General features: G+C 33.1%; 21 protein-coding genes and 4 pseudogenes. 12 read left to right on the plus strand and 13 right to left on the minus strand.

What is annotated here, in order from left to right; all coding sequences use genetic code 11:
• Positions 1 to 78: 78 nt before the first annotated feature.
• On the plus strand, positions 79 to 570 hold the full coding sequence (locus GMC_RS20015) for a hypothetical protein (RefSeq protein ID WP_010522779.1): 492 nt from the start codon (positions 79 to 81) through the stop codon (positions 568 to 570).
• A gap of 25 nt (positions 571 to 595) precedes the next feature.
• Here the strand turns inward: GMC_RS20015 and GMC_RS20850 are convergent, their stop codons facing one another.
• Complete coding sequence (locus GMC_RS20850) at positions 596 to 919, minus strand: Rossmann-fold NAD(P)-binding domain-containing protein (RefSeq protein ID WP_138940645.1); 324 nt, start codon at positions 917 to 919, stop codon at positions 596 to 598.
• A gap of 5 nt (positions 920 to 924) precedes the next feature.
• Positions 925 to 1,605, minus strand: a complete 681-nt coding sequence (locus GMC_RS20020; protein WP_050813320.1) for an NAD-dependent epimerase/dehydratase family protein — start codon at positions 1,603 to 1,605, stop codon at positions 925 to 927.
• A gap of 137 nt (positions 1,606 to 1,742) precedes the next feature.
• Between GMC_RS20020 and tyrS the strand changes: the two genes are divergently transcribed.
• A complete protein-coding gene (gene tyrS / locus GMC_RS0114220; protein WP_010522780.1) occupies positions 1,743 to 3,035 on the plus strand; it encodes a tyrosine--tRNA ligase in 1,293 nt (430 codons plus the stop codon).
• A 144-nt stretch (positions 3,036 to 3,179) separates the two neighbouring features.
• Here tyrS and GMC_RS0114225 read toward each other — a convergent pair whose 3' ends face one another.
• The 3 genes from GMC_RS0114225 to GMC_RS0114235 all read right to left on the minus strand — a co-directional run bounded on the left by GMC_RS0114225 (position 3,180) and on the right by GMC_RS0114235 (position 5,155).
• Positions 3,180 to 3,626: a YHS domain-containing (seleno)protein gene (locus GMC_RS0114225; protein ID WP_010522781.1), complete on the minus strand. Its 447-nt coding sequence runs from the start codon at positions 3,624 to 3,626 to the stop codon at positions 3,180 to 3,182.
• 201 nt (positions 3,627 to 3,827) lie between these two features.
• Positions 3,828 to 4,805, minus strand: coding sequence for a LuxE/PaaK family acyltransferase (locus tag GMC_RS0114230; RefSeq protein ID WP_010522782.1), 978 nt, complete (start codon positions 4,803 to 4,805; stop codon positions 3,828 to 3,830).
• A gap of 158 nt (positions 4,806 to 4,963) precedes the next feature.
• The gene (locus GMC_RS0114235; protein WP_010522783.1) at positions 4,964 to 5,155 is read right to left on the minus strand and encodes a Sec-independent protein translocase subunit TatA/TatB; all 192 of its coding nucleotides are present in this window, start codon (positions 5,153 to 5,155) and stop codon (positions 4,964 to 4,966) included.
• 279 nt (positions 5,156 to 5,434) lie between these two features.
• On the opposite strand from GMC_RS0114235, the gene pheS reads away from it, so the two are divergent.
• Positions 5,435 to 6,454 (plus strand): phenylalanine--tRNA ligase subunit alpha, encoded by a 1,020-nt coding sequence (gene pheS / locus GMC_RS0114240; protein WP_010522784.1) that lies wholly within the window; start codon positions 5,435 to 5,437, stop codon positions 6,452 to 6,454.
• 152 nt (positions 6,455 to 6,606) lie between these two features.
• Here pheS and GMC_RS0114245 read toward each other — a convergent pair whose 3' ends face one another.
• The 4 genes from GMC_RS0114245 to GMC_RS0114260 form a co-directional block, all read right to left on the minus strand.
• Positions 6,607 to 7,656, minus strand: coding sequence for a succinylglutamate desuccinylase/aspartoacylase family protein (locus GMC_RS0114245; RefSeq protein ID WP_010522785.1), 1,050 nt, complete (start codon positions 7,654 to 7,656; stop codon positions 6,607 to 6,609).
• Positions 7,657 to 7,797: 141 nt separating this feature from the next.
• Positions 7,798 to 8,451: a helix-hairpin-helix domain-containing protein gene (locus GMC_RS0114250; RefSeq protein WP_010522786.1), complete on the minus strand. Its 654-nt coding sequence runs from the start codon at positions 8,449 to 8,451 to the stop codon at positions 7,798 to 7,800.
• 914 nt (positions 8,452 to 9,365) lie between these two features.
• Positions 9,366 to 9,797, minus strand: a complete 432-nt coding sequence (locus GMC_RS0114255) for a nuclear transport factor 2 family protein (protein WP_010522787.1) — start codon at positions 9,795 to 9,797, stop codon at positions 9,366 to 9,368.
• Between the two features lie 58 nt (positions 9,798 to 9,855).
• A complete protein-coding gene (locus tag GMC_RS0114260) occupies positions 9,856 to 10,281 on the minus strand; it encodes a MarR family winged helix-turn-helix transcriptional regulator (protein WP_010522788.1) in 426 nt (141 codons plus the stop codon).
• Positions 10,282 to 10,450: 169 nt separating this feature from the next.
• Here GMC_RS0114260 and GMC_RS0114265 point away from each other — a divergent pair, with 169 nt between their 5' ends.
• The gene (locus tag GMC_RS0114265) at positions 10,451 to 12,370 is read left to right on the plus strand and encodes a mucoidy inhibitor MuiA family protein (protein ID WP_010522789.1); all 1,920 of its coding nucleotides are present in this window, start codon (positions 10,451 to 10,453) and stop codon (positions 12,368 to 12,370) included.
• Between the two features lie 86 nt (positions 12,371 to 12,456).
• A complete protein-coding gene (locus GMC_RS0114270; protein ID WP_010522790.1) occupies positions 12,457 to 12,999 on the plus strand; it encodes a DUF1697 domain-containing protein in 543 nt (180 codons plus the stop codon).
• Here GMC_RS0114270 and GMC_RS0114275 read toward each other — a convergent pair.
• A complete protein-coding gene (locus GMC_RS0114275) occupies positions 12,988 to 13,752 on the minus strand; it encodes an exodeoxyribonuclease III (RefSeq protein ID WP_010522791.1) in 765 nt (254 codons plus the stop codon). The genes GMC_RS0114270 and GMC_RS0114275 overlap by 12 nt on opposite strands.
• A gap of 141 nt (positions 13,753 to 13,893) precedes the next feature.
• A complete protein-coding gene (hflX, locus tag GMC_RS0114280) occupies positions 13,894 to 15,123 on the minus strand; it encodes a GTPase HflX (RefSeq protein ID WP_010522792.1) in 1,230 nt (409 codons plus the stop codon).
• A gap of 137 nt (positions 15,124 to 15,260) precedes the next feature.
• Between hflX and GMC_RS0114285 the strand changes: the two genes are divergently transcribed.
• The 5 genes and pseudogenes from GMC_RS0114285 (at position 15,261) to GMC_RS0114300 (ending at position 20,257) form a co-directional block, all read left to right on the plus strand.
• A complete protein-coding gene (locus tag GMC_RS0114285; protein WP_010522793.1) occupies positions 15,261 to 16,238 on the plus strand; it encodes an endonuclease/exonuclease/phosphatase family protein in 978 nt (325 codons plus the stop codon).
• Positions 16,239 to 16,623: 385 nt separating this feature from the next.
• Positions 16,624 to 17,838, plus strand: coding sequence for a hypothetical protein (locus tag GMC_RS0114290; protein ID WP_010522794.1), 1,215 nt, complete (start codon positions 16,624 to 16,626; stop codon positions 17,836 to 17,838).
• A 320-nt stretch (positions 17,839 to 18,158) separates the two neighbouring features.
• Positions 18,159 to 19,122, plus strand: a pseudogene (locus GMC_RS20025) (Fic family protein).
• A gap of 66 nt (positions 19,123 to 19,188) precedes the next feature.
• Positions 19,189 to 19,362 (plus strand): annotated as a pseudogene (locus GMC_RS22580) (ATP-binding protein); the annotation flags it as partial.
• A 160-nt stretch (positions 19,363 to 19,522) separates the two neighbouring features.
• Positions 19,523 to 20,257 (plus strand): ion transporter, encoded by a 735-nt coding sequence (locus GMC_RS0114300; RefSeq protein ID WP_010522795.1) that lies wholly within the window; start codon positions 19,523 to 19,525, stop codon positions 20,255 to 20,257.
• 167 nt (positions 20,258 to 20,424) lie between these two features.
• On the opposite strand, the pseudogene GMC_RS22380 reads toward GMC_RS0114300, so the two are convergent.
• Positions 20,425 to 20,550: pseudogene (locus tag GMC_RS22380) on the minus strand (transposase); the annotation flags it as partial.
• Between the two features lie 73 nt (positions 20,551 to 20,623).
• Entirely contained in the window at positions 20,624 to 21,760 is a 1,137-nt protein-coding gene (locus GMC_RS0114305; RefSeq protein ID WP_010522796.1) for a DNA polymerase III subunit, read from the minus strand.
• A 244-nt stretch (positions 21,761 to 22,004) separates the two neighbouring features.
• Between GMC_RS0114305 and GMC_RS20030 the strand changes: the two are divergent.
• Together GMC_RS20030 and GMC_RS0114315 are read left to right on the plus strand one after the other, a co-directional pair.
• Positions 22,005 to 23,187: pseudogene (locus GMC_RS20030) on the plus strand (phosphoglycerate kinase).
• A 234-nt stretch (positions 23,188 to 23,421) separates the two neighbouring features.
• Positions 23,422 to 24,303 (plus strand): SDR family oxidoreductase, encoded by an 882-nt coding sequence (locus GMC_RS0114315; protein ID WP_010522797.1) that lies wholly within the window; start codon positions 23,422 to 23,424, stop codon positions 24,301 to 24,303.
• Positions 24,304 to 24,379: the final 76 nt, after the last annotated feature.

Consider the following 24,379-nt stretch of genomic DNA (forward strand, 5'->3'; position numbering starts at 1 on the left):
TTTAAATTTTAGTTGATACCCTTAATAAAGTCCTAAAAGCTGAAAACAAAACTCATTATACTTTCCGATTTATGGGGGTTGAATAAATCCGAATGGGTCTATGCGTATGAGCAACTGCTAGAAAGCGCATTCGACCTTAGGCTTTATGATTGCCGAACTCTTGGCGGAATTGAAAGGCCAATAAGCACTAAAAGTGACTTACACTGCCAATTTACAAACGGAGGGATAGATGTTGCTGTAAAAAATTTAACCCAATTAGAAAAAGAAGAAGTTGACGTTCTAGCGTTCAGTGTAGGAGGTACAATCGCCTGGAAAGCGTGTTTACAAGGATTAAAAATTAAAAATTTATACGCTATATCTGCTACTAGACTCAGGCATGAAAGCAAAAAACCAAGTTGCAATACCCGTTTATATTATGGTAGTTTGGACAATTATGTCCCTGCCTTTGAATGGTTTAAACAACACTGCATGACTCCTACAATTTTCAAAAACAAATACCATGAATTATATACCGAATTGGATTGTATTCAACGCATATGCGGTGATATAAATAGAAATAATGAGCTTTGAAAATAAGGTTGTTTTGGTAGTGGAATTAATCCACAAAATACTTTGCAGTTTTTTTGAAAACTATATCCATTGGTTCAAAATCCCAATTTAAGGCTTTAATCACCTTACTATTATCATATACCGATTCTGAATACAAACTGTTGACAAGCTCTAAAGGAATGGTAGGTTTTCGTCCAAAGATTTTACTTAATAAGAGTTCGAAATAAGCATAAATGCGGACCCAGTTTTTAGAAATGCCTTTTGTGGGTGGTTTAACTTTGATAAGCGTTGCAATGGTTTCTAAAACCAATTTGCCGGTTAAATTTTCGGATACAATGATAAAACGATTATTAAATTTATTTTTACTCATTAAAGTTACCATGAGTTTTGCTGTATCCCAAACCCCCACATAACCACTTTTCCCAGGCGTATAAAAGGGTATTCCTTTTTTACTTTTTTAAATAATTCACCACTCCCTGATTCAAAAAAACTAGGGCCAATAATCACTCCTGGATTAACTATTACCGCTGTTAGCCCTTCCTGAATACCGCGTTGCACTTCCATTTCAGCACCAAACTTACTTAAAGCATATACTGAATTATCTGTTTCTGCATTCCAATTAGAAGCTTCGGTAAACACCGATTCGCCTGGATTTAAATTTAAAGTAGCAATACTGCTTACATGACAAAATTTTTCTACTTTTTCGGTTAACGAAAAATTAACCATGTTGGCTGTACCCTCAATATTTACTTTTTTTAGTTTCTCAAAATCAGAAACATTCCAAGAAATAAATCCTGCACAGTGATACACCTCAGTTATTCCTTCAAATGCCTTTTGTAAGGATGGAATTTCTGTAATATCGGCTTTTACCCACTCAATCCTTTTCCAATGTGTTAAAAAATCTGCATTTGGATTACAAGTTTTAAATACTTGTTCTGCCTGAGATTTTTTAAATAGAGTTCGGTAAATAGCCCGAATAGGAAGGTTGTTGTTTTTTGATAATTCCATAAGCAGGTGAATACCTACCAATCCTGTACCTCCCGTTACTAATATCATGTTTTGGCTATTGCTGTATAACTACATTGTAAAAATAAGGAATATCTTATGAAGTTATCCAGCTTAATACCTGCGAATTTAACGGGAGCTTTTACTTTCATTTTTTATCTTTGCGCTGGTTCAGAAAAAAACAAATGATGCCTAAAAATTTTATAGAGGAAATAACGTGGAGAGGAATGTTGCACGATGCCATGCCTGGTACCGAAGCGCATTTATTAGAAAAAATGCGCGCTGCCTATGTTGGATTTGATCCAACTGCAGACTCGTTACATATTGGAAACTTAGTTCCAATCATGCTACTTAGTCATTATCAGCGTTGTGGGCATAAACCTGTTGCTTTGGTTGGAGGCGCAACGGGAATGATTGGTGATCCTTCAGGAAAATCCTCGGAGCGTAATTTATTGGACGAAGCTACACTACGTCATAATCAAGAGGCTATAAAAAATCAACTAGCTCGTTTTTTAGATTTTGAATCAAATACCGACAATGCCGCTGCTTTGGTAAACAATTACGATTGGATGAAAAACTTTTCGTTTTTAGAATTTATCAGGGATGTAGGAAAGCACATTACCGTAAATTACATGATGGCCAAGGATTCGGTTAAAAACAGGCTTAGTGGTGAATCTGTAGATGGCATGTCCTTTACGGAATTTACATATCAATTAGTACAAGGGTATGATTTTCTACATTTATACCAAAATAATTCTTGTTCCATACAAATGGGAGGTAGCGACCAATGGGGTAATATTACTACAGGTACTGAATTGATCCGACGCATTGGAGGTGGAAAAGGGTATGCAATTACCTGTCCATTAATTACAAAATCCGATGGTTCTAAATTTGGTAAATCCGAAGGTGGAAATGTATGGTTGGACAAAAACCGTACTTCGCCATACAAATTTTACCAATACTGGTTAAATAGTAGCGATGAAGATGCTGAAAAATACATTAAAATATTTACCTTTTTAGAGCAGCAAACTATTGAAAGTTTGATTGTTACGCACCGAGAAGCACCTCATTTACGCGTTTTACAAAAAAGATTAGCCGGAGAAATTACGTTAATTGTGCACTCTAAAGAGGATTTGGACAATGCCATAGCTGCTTCCAGTATTTTATTTGGAAAATCAACAGCGGACGACCTTAAAAAATTAGATGAAGCTACTTTTTTAGATGTTTTTGACGGAGTGCCCCAGCATGAAATTGCTCTTGCTGAATTATCTGAACTGGGTATTATTGCTGCCTTGTCGGAAAAAACAGGTTTCTTGAAATCAAATGGTGAAGCTAGGCGTGCTTTAAAAGAAAATTCAATTTCTGTTAACAGAGAAAAGGTTTCCGATAGCTTTATCCTTAGCGAAAAGGATTTAATCAATAATCAGTTTATTTTACTACAACGTGGAAAAAAGAACTACTTTATTCTACGATGTAACTAATTGTTCAATAAAATTATTAAATGAAAAATCCTCATTTAGCATGCTGAATGAGGATTTTTTGGGGCAAAAAAGGCTTAAATAATTATAAATTTCAGCTTAATATTGCTAATTTAATAAAAATATAGCAATTATTTTATTAAAATATTATTTTTCATTTAATCTATTTCCCCAATTATTATCAGCTTTCTTTTTTAGCTCTTCAGGGTTTTCTTTTTGCCATTTATGTAATGTGTTTATTCCCCAGGAGTTGTAAAATAAGTAAAGCTTTCCGTCTCTAATTTCAAAAGTTTCGGCGTCAACAGTTACCAGGTCATCTTTAACGCCTAATGCATAAGCACAATAACCACCGTATTGCGGAATGTATTTCATTGGCTCGGCTTCAAATTTTTTCTTATTTGCTTCTGTTTTAAATGCAAATTTTACGCCTTCGTAAGTGCTATTATACATTCGGTTCCCTTCTACGGCAGTGCCATTAAAATATTCTGTAACATCGTATCCTTCGGCCACAAACCCTTTTTTGGTCAAATATTTAGTTTGTGCAGTACTTACCACACTAAAACAAATTGCTAAAATTGCTAAAATTGATTTCATACATTGCTTTTTTATTGGGTCGATTGATGAATTATTTTCTTACAAAAAATAAAAATAAAAAAAGAATTTTTAATGGTAATATTCAGATAGTTAAATGCTTAATTTAATAAACCTCCTTAATAAAAAGTTTGTAAACATATAGTTAAGCAATGCTTTTTAATTTTTTGGGTTAGCCTACTAATGGTAAAGCTTTTTAAGAAATTAAAATACCATAAGGTTGCAGCCTCTAATATCACTATGGTCAAATCTTCCTAAAATTTCAAAACTGCGATTTTCAAAAACTTTTCCTAAATCCTGAGTGGCAATAAAACTACAAGAGTGCCAATTAGCCAGATCAATGACATTTATTCCGCCTGTTTTTCCTACGGGTACTGATTGTAGTGCATCCTCAGTATTCCGAGTCGTTATTTGCATCCATGGGGGGCATTTAAATATGCCATCACCTGTGGAGTATGCTTGCGAAAGTAGTTCGGTCATTCCGTACTCGCTATGAATTTTAGATACTCCTAATCCTTTTTTTAACTGTTCATGCAACTCCTGACGAATCATTTCTTTTCTCCTCCCTTTCATACCACCAGTTTCTATTACCGTAGTATGTTTTAGCTCAAGTTGAAACTGTTCCGCCAAATCTAATAGCGCAAATGAAACCCCTATGAGCAAAGTTTTTTGCTTTTTAGATTCTAAGTTTTTAAGCGTAGTCACTAAGGATGATAAGTTATTTAAATAAAATCCACTTTGAGGATGATTGCTTTTTTTTATAAAGTCATCCACCATATATACTAATGAGGAGCCTTCTCTTTCTAAATAAGCGGGTAAAAGGGCTAACACACAATAGTCTGATATGGGGCTGTAAAAAAATTCAAACCCTTTTGTGTAGCTTTGCCGATACAAATCAATATCCCAAACATGGTGCTTACTGGTTTGTTGACCTGTAGTGCCGCTACTTGTGAATTGTATTTGTGCCTTTTTTGTAGTAGAAACTACGGGGTGTTTTTTAAAAAATTCAATAGGTAAGTGCGGGATTAGTGAAACGTTGGTTACTGATTTTTTAGAAATTCCCAGTAAATTACAAAATCGCCTATACACCTCATTATTTACATATTGATGCCTAAAAACCTGTAAACACAAAGTGTCAAATTGTGCTTTGTTTTCTATTGAAAAAATAGCAGATGTGTTCATTTAGATGGACTTCAGTACAAAATTATAAACAACAATTTAAATAAAGAACAAGTTACTTTAAGGAAAAGAAGTTGAATGCTTACTGGGAATAGCATTTTTTAACTTGTTTTATAAAGAATATAAAAAGGTCTAAACGTAATAACTGTTGCCAGTTGAAATTAATCTAGTTTAGGTTTTTCATCCTTGTCATCATCATCTTTAGAAGCGTCTTTAAATTCTTTAATGCCACTTCCAAGTCCTCTCATAAGTTCAGGGATTTTTCGCCCTCCAAAAAGTAATAAAATAGCTACTACAATAAGAATAACTTGAGGAGCCCCTATGAATCCTAAAAATATATTTTGTACTATCATTAGACCTAGTTTGTATACATTACAAATTTATGAAGAAATAAAGAGTTGATGGCTATTTTTAAAAATAATTATTGGATTACGGCAAGTGTAAATTTATTTGATGTGGTCAAAATACTATTACTCTGAGTATTTTTAAATAACGTTTAATAGAATAAAAGCCTCGTACCTGCTCATTTTCATGTAAATAGAGCTGTAGAAACAAAAAATAAGGATTCATTGCGCAACTAAACATTGTTCAGCAATATTTTTCTAAATTTGCACCGCAAAAAGGACTAGCTAATGATAGATGAAATAAAAAAATATATAGCTGAAGCTGAAGATTTTCAGGCTAAAACACTTGAAGAAGTTGAGCAATTTCGAATAAAAGTGTTAGGTAGCAAAGGTCTTTTAAAAGATTATTTTGCCAAGTTTAAAAGCGTGCCAAATGAATTAAAGAAAGAGTTTGGACAAACGATTAATGCTTGGAAAAATATTGCTGAAAACAAAGTTGCCGAACTTAAAGAAAGTTTAGAAAGTCAGGAAACTAACAAAAACGAATGGGGCGATTTAACGCGTCCAGCAGCTCCTATTGCATTAGGGTCACGCCACCCTATTTCGTTAGTAAAAAATCAGATTGTAGATGTATTTTCGCGAATTGGCTTTAATGTAAGCGAAGGCCCTGAAATAGAGGATGATTGGCATAATTTTACAGCCTTAAATTTGCCAGAGTATCATCCAGCTCGCGATATGCAGGATACCTTTTTTGTACAAACAAATCCAGATGTATTATTACGAACGCACACATCCTCAGTGCAAGTGCGCTACATGGAAGAAAACAAACCACCTATTAGAACTATTTCGCCAGGTAGGGTTTTTCGTAACGAAGCTATTTCCGCTCGCTCGCACTGTATTTTTCACCAAGTGGAAGGCTTATATATTGATAAAGAAGTGTCCTTTGCCGACATGAAACAAACCTTACTTTACTTTACAAAGGAAATGTTTGGCAAAAGTAAAATTCGTTTGCGTCCTTCCTATTTTCCATTTACGGAACCTAGTGCCGAAATTGACATCTATTGGGGGCTAAAAACGGAAACTGATTATAAAATAACTAAAGGTACCGGCTGGTTGGAAATTGGTGGCTGTGGTATGGTTGATCCTAATGTATTGACAAACTGCAATATTAATCCTAAAGAATATTCCGGATTTGCATTTGGAATGGGGATAGAACGTATTGCAATGTTGTTGCATCAAATAGGGGACATCCGTATGTTTTACGAAAATGATATGCGCTTTTTAGAGCAATTTAAAAGTAGTTTTTAAATTTTATCATTGCCTTCAAATACAAAATAGATCAATAATTTTTTAAAAGTAATACCGGTTCTGATTTTAAATTTCCAATTTAACTAGGAAATTCAATATTGGAAACGGTATTTGTTTAAATCAGTAATTTATTTGGGCGATTTTTTTCAATCTTATTCGTCATCCGCATCCGCATAGGCACCAATACACATTACCGTATCGCTAATATTTATTGGTGGTGTGGCTAATTTGTACAATATTAGACCGTTTGTAGGGGCTTTATATTCTTCAATAATTTTTCCAAATTCGTCGGTTGTATAGCCAACTATTTCATCCTTTTTAACTGCGTCCCCAGCCTTATGTGTACTGTAAAATATTCCCTTGGCTTTTGATTTAATGTAGGACTGGCTGTTACTTCGGATAATGTTTTTGTGAGGGCCGTTGCCTTCAGCATACATATTTAGAGTGGCTAGCATGTTGTACACTCCACTTTTTATAAGTGCCACATTTTCTTGTTGCACATTACCCAGCTTTCCGCATTCAATGCTTAAGGCAGTTTTACCATGTTGTACCGCTTGCTTAAACGCATACTTTGCAGGATCGGTGTTTGAAATAGTATAAGGGTAGGAGACAATTAATTCAAAACCACTTTTTTCAGATAGCTTTCGGGCAAGCGCGGTTTTCTCCTTTTTTTGAATATTGTTATAGTAACATACAAACGGAATTAAATCCTCGCAAGCATCACCACCATGAACATCAAGAAAAACATCAGTAGCAGCTATAATTTCAGTGGTTATAAAATGTGCTATTTGCTCGGTAATACTGCCATTTTTTTTACCCGGAAAAGCATTATTTAAATTTTTATCATCCTGCGGATTTACAAAAGGTGACCTGTTGTAAAAAGATGCTGTGTTTGCAATAGGTATAACTATTAGTGTTCCATGTAGCTGTTCTATATTTATTTCGCTCAAAAGAGCCTGAGTAGCAACAATAGGCGGATATTCAAATCCGTGTATTCCAGCAACAATAGTAAAAATCGGGCCATCACTTTTTCCTTTAAGTACGGCAATAGGTAAGTTGCTTGTATTCCCCATACTATCAGCAAACTTAATATTCAAGTTTACTCTTGAAGGTTTTAAATTACTGGCAATCGCCTTTTGAAATTCGCTTTGCGCAATGCTTACTTGCGATAAAAACAACACCACTAAATATAATGCCTTCATTTCTTTTTAATTTTATGCTAATTGATAATTTTAGCAAACTTTTAAAAGTAAATAAATGTAGTCATTAATCGTGGTCATTGATGGAATGTTGTACTTAAAAATTAGCTAAATAATTTTCTTTTGCTATTTAAAAAGTAAAAATTATTTACCGCCATTCAGCTCACTTTGTAGTTTTTTCAACTCTTCCCATTTATCTTTAAATGCCAACTTAGCTTGTTTTGGCCATGACCCAGGTTTGTGAATTGAATAACGAGGTCCAGCTTCTTTCAATATATCTTCAAGAATACTAACTGAAGCTTTACTTAATTTTTCAAATGTTTCAATGCCTTTTTCAGTTAAAATTGCTGCTATTTTAGGACCAATACCCTCAATTTTTTTTAAATCATCCTTCTTGCCTTTCTTTGTCTTTTTAACTGTTTTTTTTGCAGCAGGAATATCACTTAAATCCACTACACAATTATCAATACCTTGGTAGGGTGAGGGGAAGTAGCTGTCGGCAGCACCGTCATTAAACCATCCAGTTTCCTTACCTAAATAACGAAATTCATAACATTTGCCATTTTCTAATTTTAAACTTTTAGTAAAAAAGCTACCTTCTTTTTCCATTTCATTGGAGCTGTTGTTTTGTTGCCAATTATTGAAATCACCCAATAACAAAACCTCTGATGAATTTGAAGCTTCATGAGCTTCAATTTTAAATGTGACTACTGTTTGGGAACCTTTAGTTGTAGTTTTTTTACTAATGCCATGAGTATTGATTTTATGTTTTATTCGATAATTGAAATATGCGCACAAAGAAAATTCTATAAGGATTTAGGAGCATTGACCTTAAATGCATTAAAAGATTTCTTTTGAGCTGTATAAATTAAAATTAATAGTTTAATCAATTATAGTTGAAAGTTTGAGTTAATTAAATGTGATTTTAAATGTGATTTTAAATGTGTTTTTGTGCCGCTTTTAAATAAACACCGATTATAAAATTAATGCGAGTAATTAAACTGGCAATTTCTTAAAGTTAAGTTATTTTTTTGAACTCACTTTGGGTAAGCGCTTTAAAAATTAAAGTTGATACAAATTTTTAGAAATAAAACAATTTTTAGGAGATCTTACTACAAAATTGATTTAAAAACTAATTTTAATTGACAAAAATTTAATTTATAATTAGTTGCTCCTTATTTCACCACTTTAATTTACCTGTAGACTTACCCATTTAAGTTGCATTGATTATAATTTGCTTGTGTTTTTAGTGGGACTAGCAATAAATTTTTCATAGAGGCATCGTTTGTAGTTGTAAGTTGCTGGTCAATTGATTTTTACTAGAAATCTATAGTATTTTTTTGTACGGGTTTTGTTTTAAAATAACTGACTACCAATCTCTTTTAGGATTTTTATTTCGCTAGGGTTTTTATAGTTCACAAAGTAAAATATCCATAAACAATTATTTGAGAACTAAGTGGGTAACTCTATCGGTTAGTATAAGAAACGTAGGGCAGATGATCAGCGGTACGTTTCGGATTGGTGCTAAGCTAAAAATAAATGTTTTGCTTTTATTTTGAGTTTAAAATGCTAAATTTTGTATTTAGCGGACTTCGTAAATAAACAAAGACGTTTGATTAAACACCAAACGCCCTATTTTTTTTATACATCTTACCAGGTGGCTTTTTCAATTTTAATTAAGGTTTAAACTAACTTTTAGTAGGATTAATTTTTTATGGAATTAGAATCACATAATCCTGAAGAACTAACCATTTATTTTTAATCCTTACTAATGAATAAAAATTCTTTAATGTAGGTTTGCCATCACTAGTTAATATAACGTATATAGAAGCCATATTTTCGCCAATCGTTTGAATGTCCTTATAATTAATATGTCTTTTATATCCACCAAACTTTTTATTTTTTATAAAAGAGATATAGGTAGATTTATCGAGAATAGAAGTAGCGTCTTTTTTATCATCATATAGAACTACTCTAAAGTCAGAGTGAAGATATGGCTTTAATTTTTTTGTGTCGTTAATATCTCCAGCATTTAGATAAGATTCCAATGATGATTTCACTTCACTTACATAGTCATCTTGCGCATTAGATTTACAAGAGAATAAAATAGCGATTGCTAAAAAAGTTAAAATTTTTGTTTTCATAATTTTTGTATTTAAAAGTTAATAATAAAGTTAGCTAGACAACTATTTTTGTTAAAAATTATTTATCTAAATTTTTTCGAATTTTCATTAGAATAGTTCCAATAATTTCTTTTTCTTTTTCGGACAGCTCATTTAAACCTGTGAAACGAATTTTTTCAATAATGGGATAAAGGTTATTAATCATTGTTTCCCCTTTTTTGGATATAGTTAGTTCAACTTTTCTAGAATCTGTAGAAGAAGAAGTTTTTATAATAAACCCTTTTTTTTCTAAATGATTTACCATTCTTGAGATAGTAGGTTTATCTCTTACAAGTTTTTCTCCAACATCTATTTGATTAATAGATTCATTTTCATTTATCACATTCATTACTAACCATTGTTCTATTGTAATGTCAATACCTTGAGATTTAAGTACGTTTTGTCCATATTGTCTTATTCTCCTGGCAGTAAGTTCTATTTGAAAGTAAGTATTATTATTAATCATAATGCAAATATAGTAAATATAGTTAGCTAAGCAACTATATTTATATTTAATTGGTGTTTTTTTATGCTTGCAGGTAACATGATTTTACAATGCACGAGTAAACCAAATTGTTTTTTAATCCTTATTTTTAAAGAAAATAGCCATAAAACTCGTAAATTAATTAAAATCTATGCGAAAACTATACATCATTACATTATTATTTTTGACTGCTATGAGTGCTTTGGCAAATGATGGTGTCAAAATAAAATCAACAATAAAAGATGTTACCCTGTACTTGAGCGGAGCACGCTTAAAACGTACCGCTACTGTTCAATTAAAAAAAGGCAAAAATAAATTGATACTACCTGATTTATCCACTGATATTGATGAAAGTAGCATCCAGGTTACTGGATTAGAAAATGTAAATGTCCTTTCAATAAACTACAGCATCAACTACTTGGAAAAGAAAAGTGTCTCAACAAAATTGCAAGAGTTATTTCTTGAAAAAGAACAGTTACTACTTACAAAGGATCAGTTGGATAATCTACAAACTGGGCTAGAAAAAGAGCTCAATTTGTTACAGTCCAACCAACAAGTGAATAGTAATGAAACTGATTTATCACTTGAAAAAATTAAACAAATTTCTAGCTATTATCGTGATCGCACTACAGCCATTTTAAACAGTAAATATGCTAATAATATTAAAATTAAAGCATTGAATAAAAAAATAGGGCAATTAAATAATGAAATCAATAAGCTTGAAGGAAATACCCAAGAGGAACGCGGCGAAATCCTTTTAATCTTAGATACCGATACCCTTACTTCTTTAAATTTAATGATCCATTACAACGTAAAAAATGCAGGGTGGTTTCCTGAATACGATTTAAAATCAAAAAATATCAATTCAGATTTGGACATCACCTATAAAGCAAACGTGTATCAAAATACTGGAACTGTTTGGAACAATGTTAATGTAAGTTTATCTACTGGGGACCCTAGCTTAAATAATAACAAGCCTTTGTTGGAAAGTAAACGGCTTAATTTTGTATACGGTCGCAGATCACCTAATCGAAAGCAGACTACGAATTTGAATTACAAATACAATCCTACTGTAAAAAACATAAAAGGTACTGTAACTGGAAATGGTTACCCTTTGCCTGGCGTTACGGTAACTATTCCAGGCACAAGTAATTCCGCAGTGACTGATTTTAATGGAAATTATGCAATTAGCGTTCCCTCAAACTCTAAAATCATCACATTTGACTATGTAGGTTTTACTTCCGAAACCATTCCCATTCATTCATCTATCATTAATGTCAATTTACAGGAGGATGTTGCCGCATTGGAAGAAGTGGTTATTATAGGTTACGGCGAAAAAAAGAAATCAACAATTAGTAAAGCCTTGGCAAGTAGAGCTGCAGGAGTTCAAGTAAAAGGTGCTCAGTTTATTAATCAAAGAGCACAAGAAAGCTATAATCAAAATGTAGAAGCTAAAGAAGAAGGGGTAACAAACACTACGTTTATAATTAAAAAACAATACAGTATCGATTCCAATAATGAAACTACGGCTATAGAAATTGACAAATTTCAATTACCCACCAAATACACGCATTACGTAGCTCCAGAACTAAACGAGCGTGTATTTTTAACGGCTACGTTATCCAATTGGGAAAAGTTTAATTTGCTTACTGGCGAAGCTAATGTATATTTTGAAGGCAATTATGCCGGAAAAGCCCTTATTGAGCCGGACGGTACTACTGAAAAACTTGTGCTTTCTTTAGGAGTGGATCCAACAATTAGTGTAACGCGTAAATCACCCCAAAATTTGAAGAGTAAATCCTTTATTGGCACTAATCGAATTGTAGATAAAAGTTTCGAGATTACTGTGAAGAATAACAAATCTGCCAGTATCAATTTAATTCTGGAAGACCGTATCCCCATTTCTGACAACAAAGAAATTAAAGTTGAAGATGTAGTGATTAATGATGCTAAATACGATTCCAAAAAGGGTATTTTAAAATGGGTGCTTGCCATTCCGAGCAACCAAGTTGTTAAAAAAGAATTTAGTTATCGAGTAAAATTCCCCAAGGGAAATCGTATTAATTTATAACAGTAGTCTTATACATGTTTCATCTTTAATTAGTTAAATTTGGATTCTAAACTCTAGAATATTTTGCATTTTTAAAATAACAGCTAATGAAAAAATCAATAGCCCTACTCCGAGGTATTAATGTGGGAGGAAAAAGAAAAGTACTTATGCAGGATTTAAAGTTACTTTTTGAAAATATAGGATATGCTGAGGTGTCTACTTATATCCAAAGTGGAAATGTAATTTTTAATGCTACCAAAAGCGAGCCTACCGTTAAAGTTGCTAACAAGATTGAAGCTGCAATTTCCAAAACCTATGGTTTTGATGTGCCTGTAGTTGTTATTTCAGCCAAAGCTTTAAAAAATGCGGTACAGGAAAATCCTTTTTTAACGGATGATACGGTACTAACGGAACAATTGCACCTGACATTTTTAAAAGAAACACCAGATCTTGAGTTGCTTTTAAAAATGTCAGAAGCTGTTTCAACTGAAGATAAGTTCAAGGTTTTGGGCAACGTAGTGTATTTGTATTGCCAGGGTAAATATCATAAGTCAAAGTTGAGTAATCAGTTTTTTGAAAGTAAACTGAAAATTTCAGCCACTACCCGAAATTGGAAAACCTCGCAAAAATTAGCCGAACTAAGTAGTTAATTCAACCAAAATAGGACAATGATCGCTATGTTTTGCTTCCGATAATATTAATGCCCTGCTTAACTTCTCCCGTAAGGGTGCAGTGACCATTCCGTAATCCAATCGCCAGCCTTTATTATTTGCACGGGAATTGGCACGGTAGCTCCACCAACTATAATTATGAGGTTCAGTATTAAATTCCCTAAAAGAATCAATAAAACCACTGTCAATAAATTTGCTCAACCATTCGCGCTCCTCAGGTAAAAAACCAGATACTTTTTTGTTACGCACTGGATCATGAATGTCAATAGCTTGATGACAAATATTATAATCGCCACAAACTAGTAGGTTAGGAATCGTTTTACGTAGTTCCGATAAGTATTCTAAAATATCATCCATGTATTTAAATTTGTGTTCCAACCGAGCTACGTTTGTCCCACTAGGCAAATACATACTCATTACTGAAAAATCATTGAAATCCGCACGAATATTGCGCCCTTCAAAATCCATATGTTCAATACCTGTACCGTAAGCTACGTGATTGGGTTCGGTTTTAGACAAAATAGCTACTCCGCTATACCCCTTTTTTTGTGCGCTATACCAATAGCAGTACTTGTAACCAGCTTCATGAAAAAGGGACAAATCCAACTGATCTTCCTGCGCTTTTATTTCTTGCAAGCAAATAACATCTGGATCAGCACTAACAAGCCATTCAATAAATCCTTTTTTTAATGCCGCGCGTATGCCGTTTACGTTATATGATATGATTTTCATTTTTATTTTTTGATTTCATTTATACTTAATAAAAGTATAAGATAATTTGGTTATTAAGTTTAAAAATAAAGCCTTTCACCTTTTAAAATTAAACGAATAATAGACATCTCACCTTCCAAAACAGACAACTCATCAAAACAACTAATTCTCTTCGCCATTTGAGTACACCACGTACTCCTCGGGGTACAAAAAGTTATTGTAAGGGAATCGAGTGACGTGAATATCTCTAACCTCCTGATATACCCGTTTGCGGAAACTTTCCATATTCTCTTTTTCTACCGCCGAAATAAACAAAGCTTTATCCCCAATTTTACTCATCCAAGTCTGTTGCCAATCATCAAGGGTGTAGTGTGCCTTAGTGGGTTCTGTAGTTAAATCATCTTCCTCAATGGTTTCGTGCGTGTAAGCGTCTATTTTATTAAATACCATGATGGTACGCTTGTCTTTGCAGTCAATTTCGTTTAAAATAGTGTTTACGGATTCGATATGATCTTCAAATTGCGGATGCGAAATATCAACAACGTGGAGTAACAAATCTGCTTCTCTAACCTCATCCAGCGTACTCTTAAAACTTTCAACCAGCTGCGTGGGTAATTTTCTAATAAATCCAACGGTATCACTCAGTAAAAAAGGCAAATTACCAATAACTACTTTGCGTACCGTAGTATCCAGGGTGGCAAAAAGTTTATTTTCGGCAAATACGTTACTTTTGGAAATCACATTCATTAAGGTGGACTTCCCAACATTGGTATAACCTACCAAAGCCACACGTACCAATTTACCACGATTACCGCGCTGCGTAGCCATTTGGCGATCTATAGTTTTTAGCTTGTTTTTAAGCAACGAAATCCGATCCCGCACAATACGTCTATCCGTTTCAATTTCCGTTTCACCAGGTCCGCGCATACCAATACCTCCTTTTTGGCGCTCCAGGTGCGTCCACATACCCGCTAATCGGGGTAGTAAATATTGGTACTGTGCCAGTTCCACTTGGGTGCGGGCATAGCTGGTTTGTGCCCGCTGCGCAAAAATATCCAAAATCAAATTGGTACGGTCAATAATTTTTGCTTTAAGTATTTTTTCAATGTTTTTTTGTTGCGAGGGGGTAAGTTCATCATCAAAAACTACCGTTCCAATATCATGTTGCTCCACGTAGGCTTGTACCTCTTCCATTTTCCCCGAACCAATAAAGGTTTTGGAATTTGGCATTTGCATTTTCTGCGTAAAGCGTTTGACCACTTCGCCACCAGCAGTAAAGGTTAAAAACTCCAATTCGTCCAAAAACTCAGTAAGCTTATCTTCGTTTTGATTTTGAGTAACAATTCCTATTAAAATGGCTTTTTCGTAAGCTATTTCCGTTTTTTCTAACATGCACTTTTAATTATTGTACAAAGATACAACAAAGCAGTGTCTTGTATTTTTGTATTTTGCGTGTTATAAAATAATAAACGAGCTGTACATACATCGTTTGAAATTGATATCCACAAGTAAAAATTACCGTTTCATTCATGAAATACAAAAACTATAAAACCAAGCATACTACTGATTTTTTTACGGTAGCTTTTTACAATATTGAAAACTTATTTGACACCTCAAATGATCCAAATACACTAGATGACGATTTTTTGCCAGAATCTGAAAAACAGTGGAACGAAAAACGCTACAGTAAAAAAGTGTTTAAAATTGGTACGGCAATTTCAAATATTGGTTTTGAGCAAACTGGGAAGGCTCCGGTTTTAATTGGTTTGGCCGAAGTAGAAAACTTAAAGGTAGTACAAGACTTAACCCAATCCCGACATTTAAAAAATAAAGGCTACGGAATTGTACATTTTGATTCCCCCGATGAGCGCGGAATTGATGTAGCGCTACTTTACCAAAAAGCCTATTTTAAGGTAACTCATCAGGAAGCTGTATCACTTTACGTGGAAGGTTACCAGGGCGAGGTGGATCACACTCGGGATATTTTATGGGTAAGTGGTTTCCTTAACGGAGAAAAAATACATGTGTTAGTCAACCATTGGCCCTCGCGCAGGGATGGTGCCGATTTAACCGAGTATAAACGCATTGCTGCCGCAGAAAGAAACCGTGAAATTGTAGACAAAATAAGAGGAGAAGAAGGCGAAGCAGCCAAAATTATTATCATGGGCGATTTTAATGATGATCCTATTGATACTAGTGTGAAAAAGCATTTGGTACAAACCGATTTTTACAATCCTATGGAAAAATTATTGACCCGTTCAAGCGGAAGTTTGTCCTACCGCGGCGCATGGAATTTATTTGATCAAATTATTTTTAGCAACAGCTTTCATAAATACGAAGCCGGAACACACTCTTTTGCCAATGCTAAAATATTTGACGACGACTTTTTAAAAATCTACCGCGGACGCTATAAAGGCACGCCATTTCGTACCTATGTAGGCCGACGCTACAAAGGAGGTTATAGCGATCATTTTCCTGTGTTTATTCAATTGAAATTAAATGATTGAGTTTTTTCATGAGCTTAGCAAGCCATTAGTTACTAATTAATTGATTTTGGTAGTACAAACAACTTTTTTTACTATAAATAGTCAATAATGATGCTTTTGATTATAGCAGGGCATTTGATTTTTTTATGATAGAATAGTAGTTCGCTTTTTAATTCTAGGACTAATTTTATCAAACTCAACTATATATTTTTTAAAATTTACTTACAAATCCAAATCTAAGGGATTTATATCATTGAAATATAGATAGTTGACTAGAAATAGAAACTTAAATTGTTGGGTAGTAATTGAAATTATGATAGTTTTGAGATATAAAAGATATGTGTAACTGGGTGTACGTATTTAGTTGTCGTGTATAATGCGGAAAACGCACAAAAACAGTAATTAAATGACATCAGAAAGTTTTACAAATCATAATATATTTGACAGATTAAATTCATTAAAAGAGATTTTGGGAAATGATGATGTCAAAGATAAAATTGACCTTGAAAAGCTTTCTTTTTTTCAGACTGTGTTCTCATACATCAATCAACGGGTCAAGTTGACAATTCCAGATTTAGTCCAACAAGCTGAATTGGATGCACTAAGTAATGAGTTAAATGCAGGAATTACACAAATAAATAGTTTTTCAGGTAGTAACAATGTCGGACATTTAACTAATGCAGTTAATAATTTCAATACAGCAATAAACAGAATTAAAGGATTTCCAATACCAGTAGCAAAAGCTGATTTTAATTTTTCTCGTAAGATTTCGGAGTTTGAAAAAACAGCTACAAGCAAATACAACTCACTAGAAAAGCAAAAAGAAAAACTTGAAAATTCAATTTCCGAATTTGAGAAAGATTTAGTAAATAAGGAAGCAGAAATTCAAAGACTATTAAAATTAATTGAATCTAAAGAAATAGAAATTCAAAATCTTTCATCAACTTTCAGGACAGATTTTGATAATATAAAAACTACTCATAACCAAAGCTTTCAGAACGACAAAACAACTTTCCGAAATGAAATTGATACTATCAAAGAACTTTTTCGCGAAGATAGTGATCAATTAAAAAGTAGTATTAATACTGATACTTCAAATCTAGTAACTAAACTAGAAACTAAGTATACAGAGGCTAAAAAATTAGTGAATCTAATTGGAAATGTAGGAGTAACAGGAAATTATCAAAACATAGCGAACAGTCATAAGTCTAGTGCAAATTTTTGGCGTTTTATGGCAATCGTATTTATGTCTGTGTTTTCAGGGCTATTAGTTTGGACAATAATTGACCTAAGTGCAGAAGGTTTTGATTGGACAAAATCGTTAATAAGATTATTTGCAGCTGCTGCGTTATCATATCCAGCTACATACGCTGCTCGTGAATCTTCAAAACATAGAAAGTTAGAAACTATTAATCGAAATGCTGAATTGGAATTAGCTTCAATTAATCCATTTATTGAAGGTCTTGCTGACGATAAAAAACAAATAATTAAAGAAAAACTGGTGGAAAAGTATTTTGGAAATAACAAAAATAATGACTTTTTAGACTTAAAAGATACTGAGGGTTTATCAATTCCAGCAATAGAGAAATTATTGAATGCGGTAGCTAAACTGAAAGGATAGCACTATATATAACACCTAAAGCATTCGTCTTGCCAATAGGCTAGACGATAAATACGATGTTGACCAATGCCAAAAAGATCATAAAATGATAGGTGCAAATACTTGTTCATTTTTTCGATAGCTGCATTGTGTTTTATTTTCATAGCCCAAGCTATGGAAATAAAATACGGCATTGATCTTAAAATCTTAAAAAAAAGCAAAAGGTGTATTTCTGTCCAACTTGCTATATATTTAAGATTACGACCAATAAAAACAACAAATTATCCTTCTTTTATAACTCAAAGATGTTATTTTTGATACTATCAAATGATACTATTGTCATGAAGCCACCTTATGACATTACTCCGCTAATTCTAAAATTGATAAGCAGTATTTCAGAAAAATTAGGCGAGATAAATGCTAATTTCTTAGATAAACCATCCCCAACTCTTAAAAAACAAAATAAGATTCGAACTATTCATTCGTCTTTAAAAATAGAAGGTAATACTTTGTCCAAAGAACAAATAACAGCACTATTAGAAAATAAAAGAGTCCTAGGGCCAAAAAAGGATATTAAAGAAGTTTTAAATGCTATAAATACTTATGAAGTAATTCAAAATTATGATTCAACTAAAGAAAGTTCTTTTCTTGAAGCTCATAAAAAATTTGATGGATAATTTAATAGTTGACTCAGGTAAATACAGAAAGCAAGGTGTTGGAATTGTTAAAGGTTCTAAAATTGAACACTTAGCTCCCCCTTATCAAAATATCCCTTTTTTGATGAAGGACTTATTTGAATACTTAAAAAGTGATGAAATTGAATTAATAAAGAGCTGTGTATTTCATTATGAAATGGAGTTTATACATCCGTTTCTTGATGGCAATGGGAGAATGGGGAGATTATGGCAAACGTTGATATTAATGACTAAATATCCTGTTTTCGAATATATTCCCTTCGAAACTTTAATAAGTAAAGATCAAGACAAATATTATAAAGCTTTAGCGAACTGCGACAAGGCTGGTAAGTCCACATTATTTATTGAGTATATGCTTGATGTCATAAATAAGTCTCTAGCAGAATTACTTAACTTCAATAATAGAAATTGGAATACCGAGCAAAGACTTAATTACTTCGTTTCTTTAGATATAAAAGAGTTTACTCGTAAAATATATATGGATACTTTCAAAGATATATCTACATCAACAGCTAGTAGGGATTTAAAGAAAGGTATAGAATCAAATTTTTTTAGAAAAGAAGGAGAAAAAAATAAAACTACATATAAAATCACTGGTCACAACACCTAAAGCATTTGTATTGCCTATAGGCTATAGATATGCGTTGTTGAAAAAGCTTTACCAAAAAAAACAAATTGGGAAGACTGGCAAAATCGAAAAATTGATAGGCTTTTAAAACAAGCATCCTTTAAACAACAAGCTTCTATTACTAATATCAACTATGCTGCACAACGTAATTTAGATAAGAATATGTTGGAAAGGTTAGCAACACTAGATTTCATCAAGCGAAAGGAAAATATCATTTTAACACCCAAAGTTAGTTGTGTATTTGAGGAGTCGGCGTCACAAATTTCACTATTTTAACTCATAATTTAAAAATACTAAAAATGTAACGCCTTGTGCTTTACGAAAGGTCATTGACCTTCACCACGCACAGACGTATACATTAATCGTTGTACCTAATTAGGAAATGAAAGAAAAACTTCGAAAAATTATTGAAGAAAACACTAATATGAAAGGTAAAGTATTTGACTATTTTATCCAAATACTAATTCTAATTTCGCTAATTACATTTTCTATTGAAACACTTCCTAATAATTCTGAACAAACTAAAATTATTATTCAAAATATTGAATTATTTTGTGTAATAATTTTCTCTATTGAATACTTATTAAGAGTATATGTATCAAAAAAACCTTTAAGCTATATTTTTAGCTTTTATGGAATCGTAGACTTATTAGCTATTATTCCGTTTTATTTAAGACTTTCAATTGACCTAAGGTCTCTACGTGCTTTTAGAGTATTTCGAATATTTAGAGCTTTGAAATTAGTGAGGTATAACAAAGCACTTCACAGGTTTAGGCTAGCTGGAAAAATTGTAAAAGAAGAAATAGTTTTATTTCTATTGACAACAGGAATATTAATATTTATTAGTTCAGCAGGAATTTACTTTTTTGAAAATAAAGCTCAACCTGAAACATTCTCATCAATATTCCATAGTTTATGGTGGTCAATAGTTACTCTAACAACTGTTGGTTATGGTGACACATATCCTATTACAGTTGGCGGGAAAGTTTTTACATTTTTCGTCTTAATTATTGGAATTGGAATAGTAACTGTTCCAGCAGGGTTAGTTGCAACCGCACTTTCAAAAGCTAGAGAAATGGAAGAGAATGAAACAATAAAAACTACAGCCAACACATAGAGCACTCATCTTGTCGATTTCTAGTCAGCGCTTTGGTGAACCTTGCACCCAAAATAAGCGATGATTTGCGAAGTGCCTTCTTAACATTTAGGGCAAATACGATGGTTGTCCTTGGTCTTTTCTTCTTTGACATTAGTTGGACATTTAGCTAATATCGCTTGCAGCTACTTTAAATATCTGCGTTTGGTGATACTACAAAGCAATCCATAATGACGGATTTTAGTAAAACCTTTGGGTAAAACATGCAACTGAAAGCGATTAAGAAACGTCTTGATGGGAAGACTTATCGTTGATAATTCCGAAGCAATCGCACATCACCAAATGATCTTATATCATATTATTATTGCACCTCCTCATTTCTCAATTTCAAGGCTTGGCATGTAGTAGTCGGGTTAGTTTTATGGAAAGATCAGTAAGGATTATTTTTGAATTTCCATTTCTTTCTATATGATATAATGCCTCTTCAAGCGCTTCAAAAATAGCTTCAATATTATTTCCGTGTACAAATGGAGCAAACTTTGCTAAGTCAAAGTTGGCGGTTTGAGGTTCAAGAAAAACTAATGATTCACTTTTGTAATTTGTAAGTAACGCTTGCCTAAAAAAATCGATGCAGTAGTTCAAAAATTTTTTTTGTATTTCCCTGCCGTTTGCGGCTATGCCCTCGCTCCATTTAATTAGTTCGTTAATTACTGCTTTGTTGCCTTTGGCTTTAAAAGCAGCTCTTACCCAGGTAATAAACCAGGTCTCGAATTGAATTTCGCTACTATTGTTTTGTAGTAGTTGTAATGCCTTATTATAATCGCCTTGTGCTCTGTTGGCTATCTTTTCAGCATCAATTTCAGAAATTGTAGTTGCTTTTTTCAGCCCTTCAGCAATGGCGCCAATTCCTAACGGAGGAAATTCTAAAATTTGACAGCGCGAGGAAATTGTTTGTATAATTTGCTCCTTATCTTCGGTAATGAGTATAAAAATAGTTTGTGCAGGAGGCTCTTCAATCAGTTTTAATAATTTGTTTGAAGTAGCAGTATTCATTTTATTTGCCATCCAAATGATCATAATTTTATAACCGCCTTCGTAACTCTTTAAGGAAAGTTTTTTTACAATTTGCGCAGCTTCATCAACATTAATGATTCCTTGTTTATTTTCAACACCAATATGTTGATACCACTCAAAAATACTAGCGTAAGGATTTTTTGCTAAAAAAGTACGCCAATCGGTTAAAAATAAATCTGATACGGGGTGTTTTTTTACGGAGTCATTCGTAGTAACCGGGAATACAAAATGTAAGTCTGGGTGCGAAAGTGAATCAAACTTTTGCTGACAACTACTTTTGTCCGCAGCAGTAGCGCATAAAACATGCCTGGCATAAGCAATTGCCATGGGCAAAGTGCCACTACCATTAGCGCCACAAAATAACTGAGCGTGGGCAATTCTGCCTTGATCGGCACTTGTTTGTAAATGGTTTTTAATATGATCTAATCCTAAAACATCCTGAAATTGCATAGGACAAATATATAATTTTTGCTAGCTAGATTAGTAATTTATTAATGATACTGAATTTAAAAAATTACTTAAAAAAAAGCGAACTAAAACATTATAGTCGCACTATGTTGCAATTACTAGTTAATGTTCAAAAAATAAGGATTGAATAGTGTTAGTGCTATTGTTTTATTAATAATAAATTATATTTGCTTTTTGGCGGAGTTATGTGTAATTCCATAAAAATGTTAAACTTTTTTTACAGTATATGAAAACAATCAACGATTTTAATTTTGAGAACAAAAAAGCATTGATACGTGTGGACTTTAACGTGCCTTTAGATGCCAACTTTCAGGTAACTGATGCTACACGAATTGAGGCAGCAAAGCCTACAATTATAAAAATACTTGAAGATGGTGGGAGCGCTATTTTGATGTCGCACTTAGGTAGGCCAAAAGGAAAGCAAGAGGAGTTTTCATTAAAACATATTGTTGAAAAAGTTCAGGATGTACTTGGAGTGCAAATTAAAATGGCTGCTGATTGTATAGGAGCTGATGTTGAAGCTATGGCAGCATCACTTGAGCCAGGTGAAATTTTATTGTTGGAAAACTTGCGCTATTACAAAGAAGAAACTGCGGGAGACAAGGATTTTGCGGAAAAATTGTCAAAATTAGGAGATATTTACATTAACGATGCTTTTGGTACAGCACATAGGGCACACGCTTCAACTGCAATAGTTGCTGAGTTTTTTGAAAACAAAGGCGCAGGATATGTAATTGAAGCAGAAATTGTAAATGCAAAAAAAGTTTTAGAAACAGGAGTGGCGCCAGTAACTGCAATTATGGGAGGTTCTAAAATATCAGATAAAATATTAATTGTAGAAAAATTACTTTCCATAGCTGATAATATAATTATTGGAGGCGGAATGTCATATACTTTTGTAAAAGCCTTGGGTGGTGATATTGGAATATCGTTGTGTGAAGATGATAAATTGGATTTAGCATTAGATTTACTAAAAAGAGCTAAGGAAAACAATGTAAACATGATTTTGCCTTTAGATACGGTGATCGCAGATGATTTTTCAAACGACGCCAATATTCAAACCGTTAAAAGAGGAATGATTCCTGAAAAGTGGGAAGGATTGGATATTGGTCCTGCTACCAGAGAACAGTTTTCTGAAATTATCGAAAACTCTAAAACCGTTATTTGGAATGGGCCTATGGGAGTTGCCGAAATGGAAAATTTTGCACATGGAACTATAGCCATTGCACATGCAGTTAAAAATGCAACAGCAAAAAGGTGCCTTTTCATTAATTGGAGGTGGAGATTCTGCAGCAGCAATAAATAATTTAGGTTTTGGAAACGATGTTTCCTATGTTTCAACTGGAGGAGGTGCGTTATTAGAATATATGGAAGGAAAAGTACTTCCAGGGATTAAGGCAATCTCTTAAATAGTTGCCCTATCACAAATAAATAATTATAGTAAAAAAAAGGCTATCCGTATTGGATGGCCTTTTTTTGTGCGTTGATTAAAGCCGCATAAAAATTTTTTTAAAATTTTTTATGCTTGTAAAGCCTTGATTTGCAATAAAACTAACTTTTTGGTAAGTAGGGGGTGCAAAATTTTCTATTTGTAAACTGAATTATTTAAAGCTAAATTCGTGTAAATAAACAACTAAAAATTAATGAATAATAAAGTTTTTGTTACAGGAGCAACAGGTTTTCAGGGAATGAGTATTGCCAAAAGTTTGATAAATGCGGGTGACAAAGTAATCACATTATCGCGCTCATTAGATTCAAAAAATCAAACGTTTGAAGGAATTGATGTAATTACTGGAAGTTTGGAAAATGAGGCAGATGTTTCAAAAGCCATGAAAAATGCGAATAAGGCAGTATTTACATGTCCATTAGTGTTTGATCTTGCGCTTGCTAAAAAGTATGTTGAAAATTTTATAAAAGCCGCTGAAGAGAATCATATTGAATTAGTAGTTTATAATTCAAGTTTTGATTTGCCAGAGGAAGAAACGGGCCTGATATCTCTTGACATAAAGGTATTAATTAGTGATTTATTTAAAAAATCGGCACTAAAAGTAATCAATTTAGTTCCTGATATTTATTTAGATAATGCTTCGGCACCTTGGTCAGTACCTGTAATAGTTACAAATAAAATTTTTCCATATCCTGTTGAGTCAGGTAAAAAATTACCATGGATAAGTCATTCGGATTTAGGAAACTTTACCGCATCGGCAATTAACAAACCTGAATTGGCAGGCAAAACATTGTCTATTGGAGGGAATTTAGTATCTGGGCAAGAGATTGCAGATGCCATTTCTGAACAACTTGGCGAACAAATTAGTTTTGTAAGCATCACACCTGATGCATTTCAAAAGGAATTAACACCTGCATTTGGCGAATTGGCAGGTAAGGAAATCTCCAACTTGTATAGGTATATTGAAACAAATAGCAACAAAATAGTAAATAAGAATTTTAAAGAAACGCAACAATTACTAGGGCACACCAATCAAAGTTTATCGGATTGGGCAAAGTCCATTGATTGGAAAGTTTAATTTTGAGAAAAATAAAATTTCAAAGGCTAAATACCTTAAATAATGACTAACTATTTATTGTGCGCATCAAAAATTT

The organism is Aquimarina agarivorans, from assembly GCF_000218485.1.
Taxonomy (GTDB): domain Bacteria; phylum Bacteroidota; class Bacteroidia; order Flavobacteriales; family Flavobacteriaceae; genus Aquimarina; species Aquimarina agarivorans.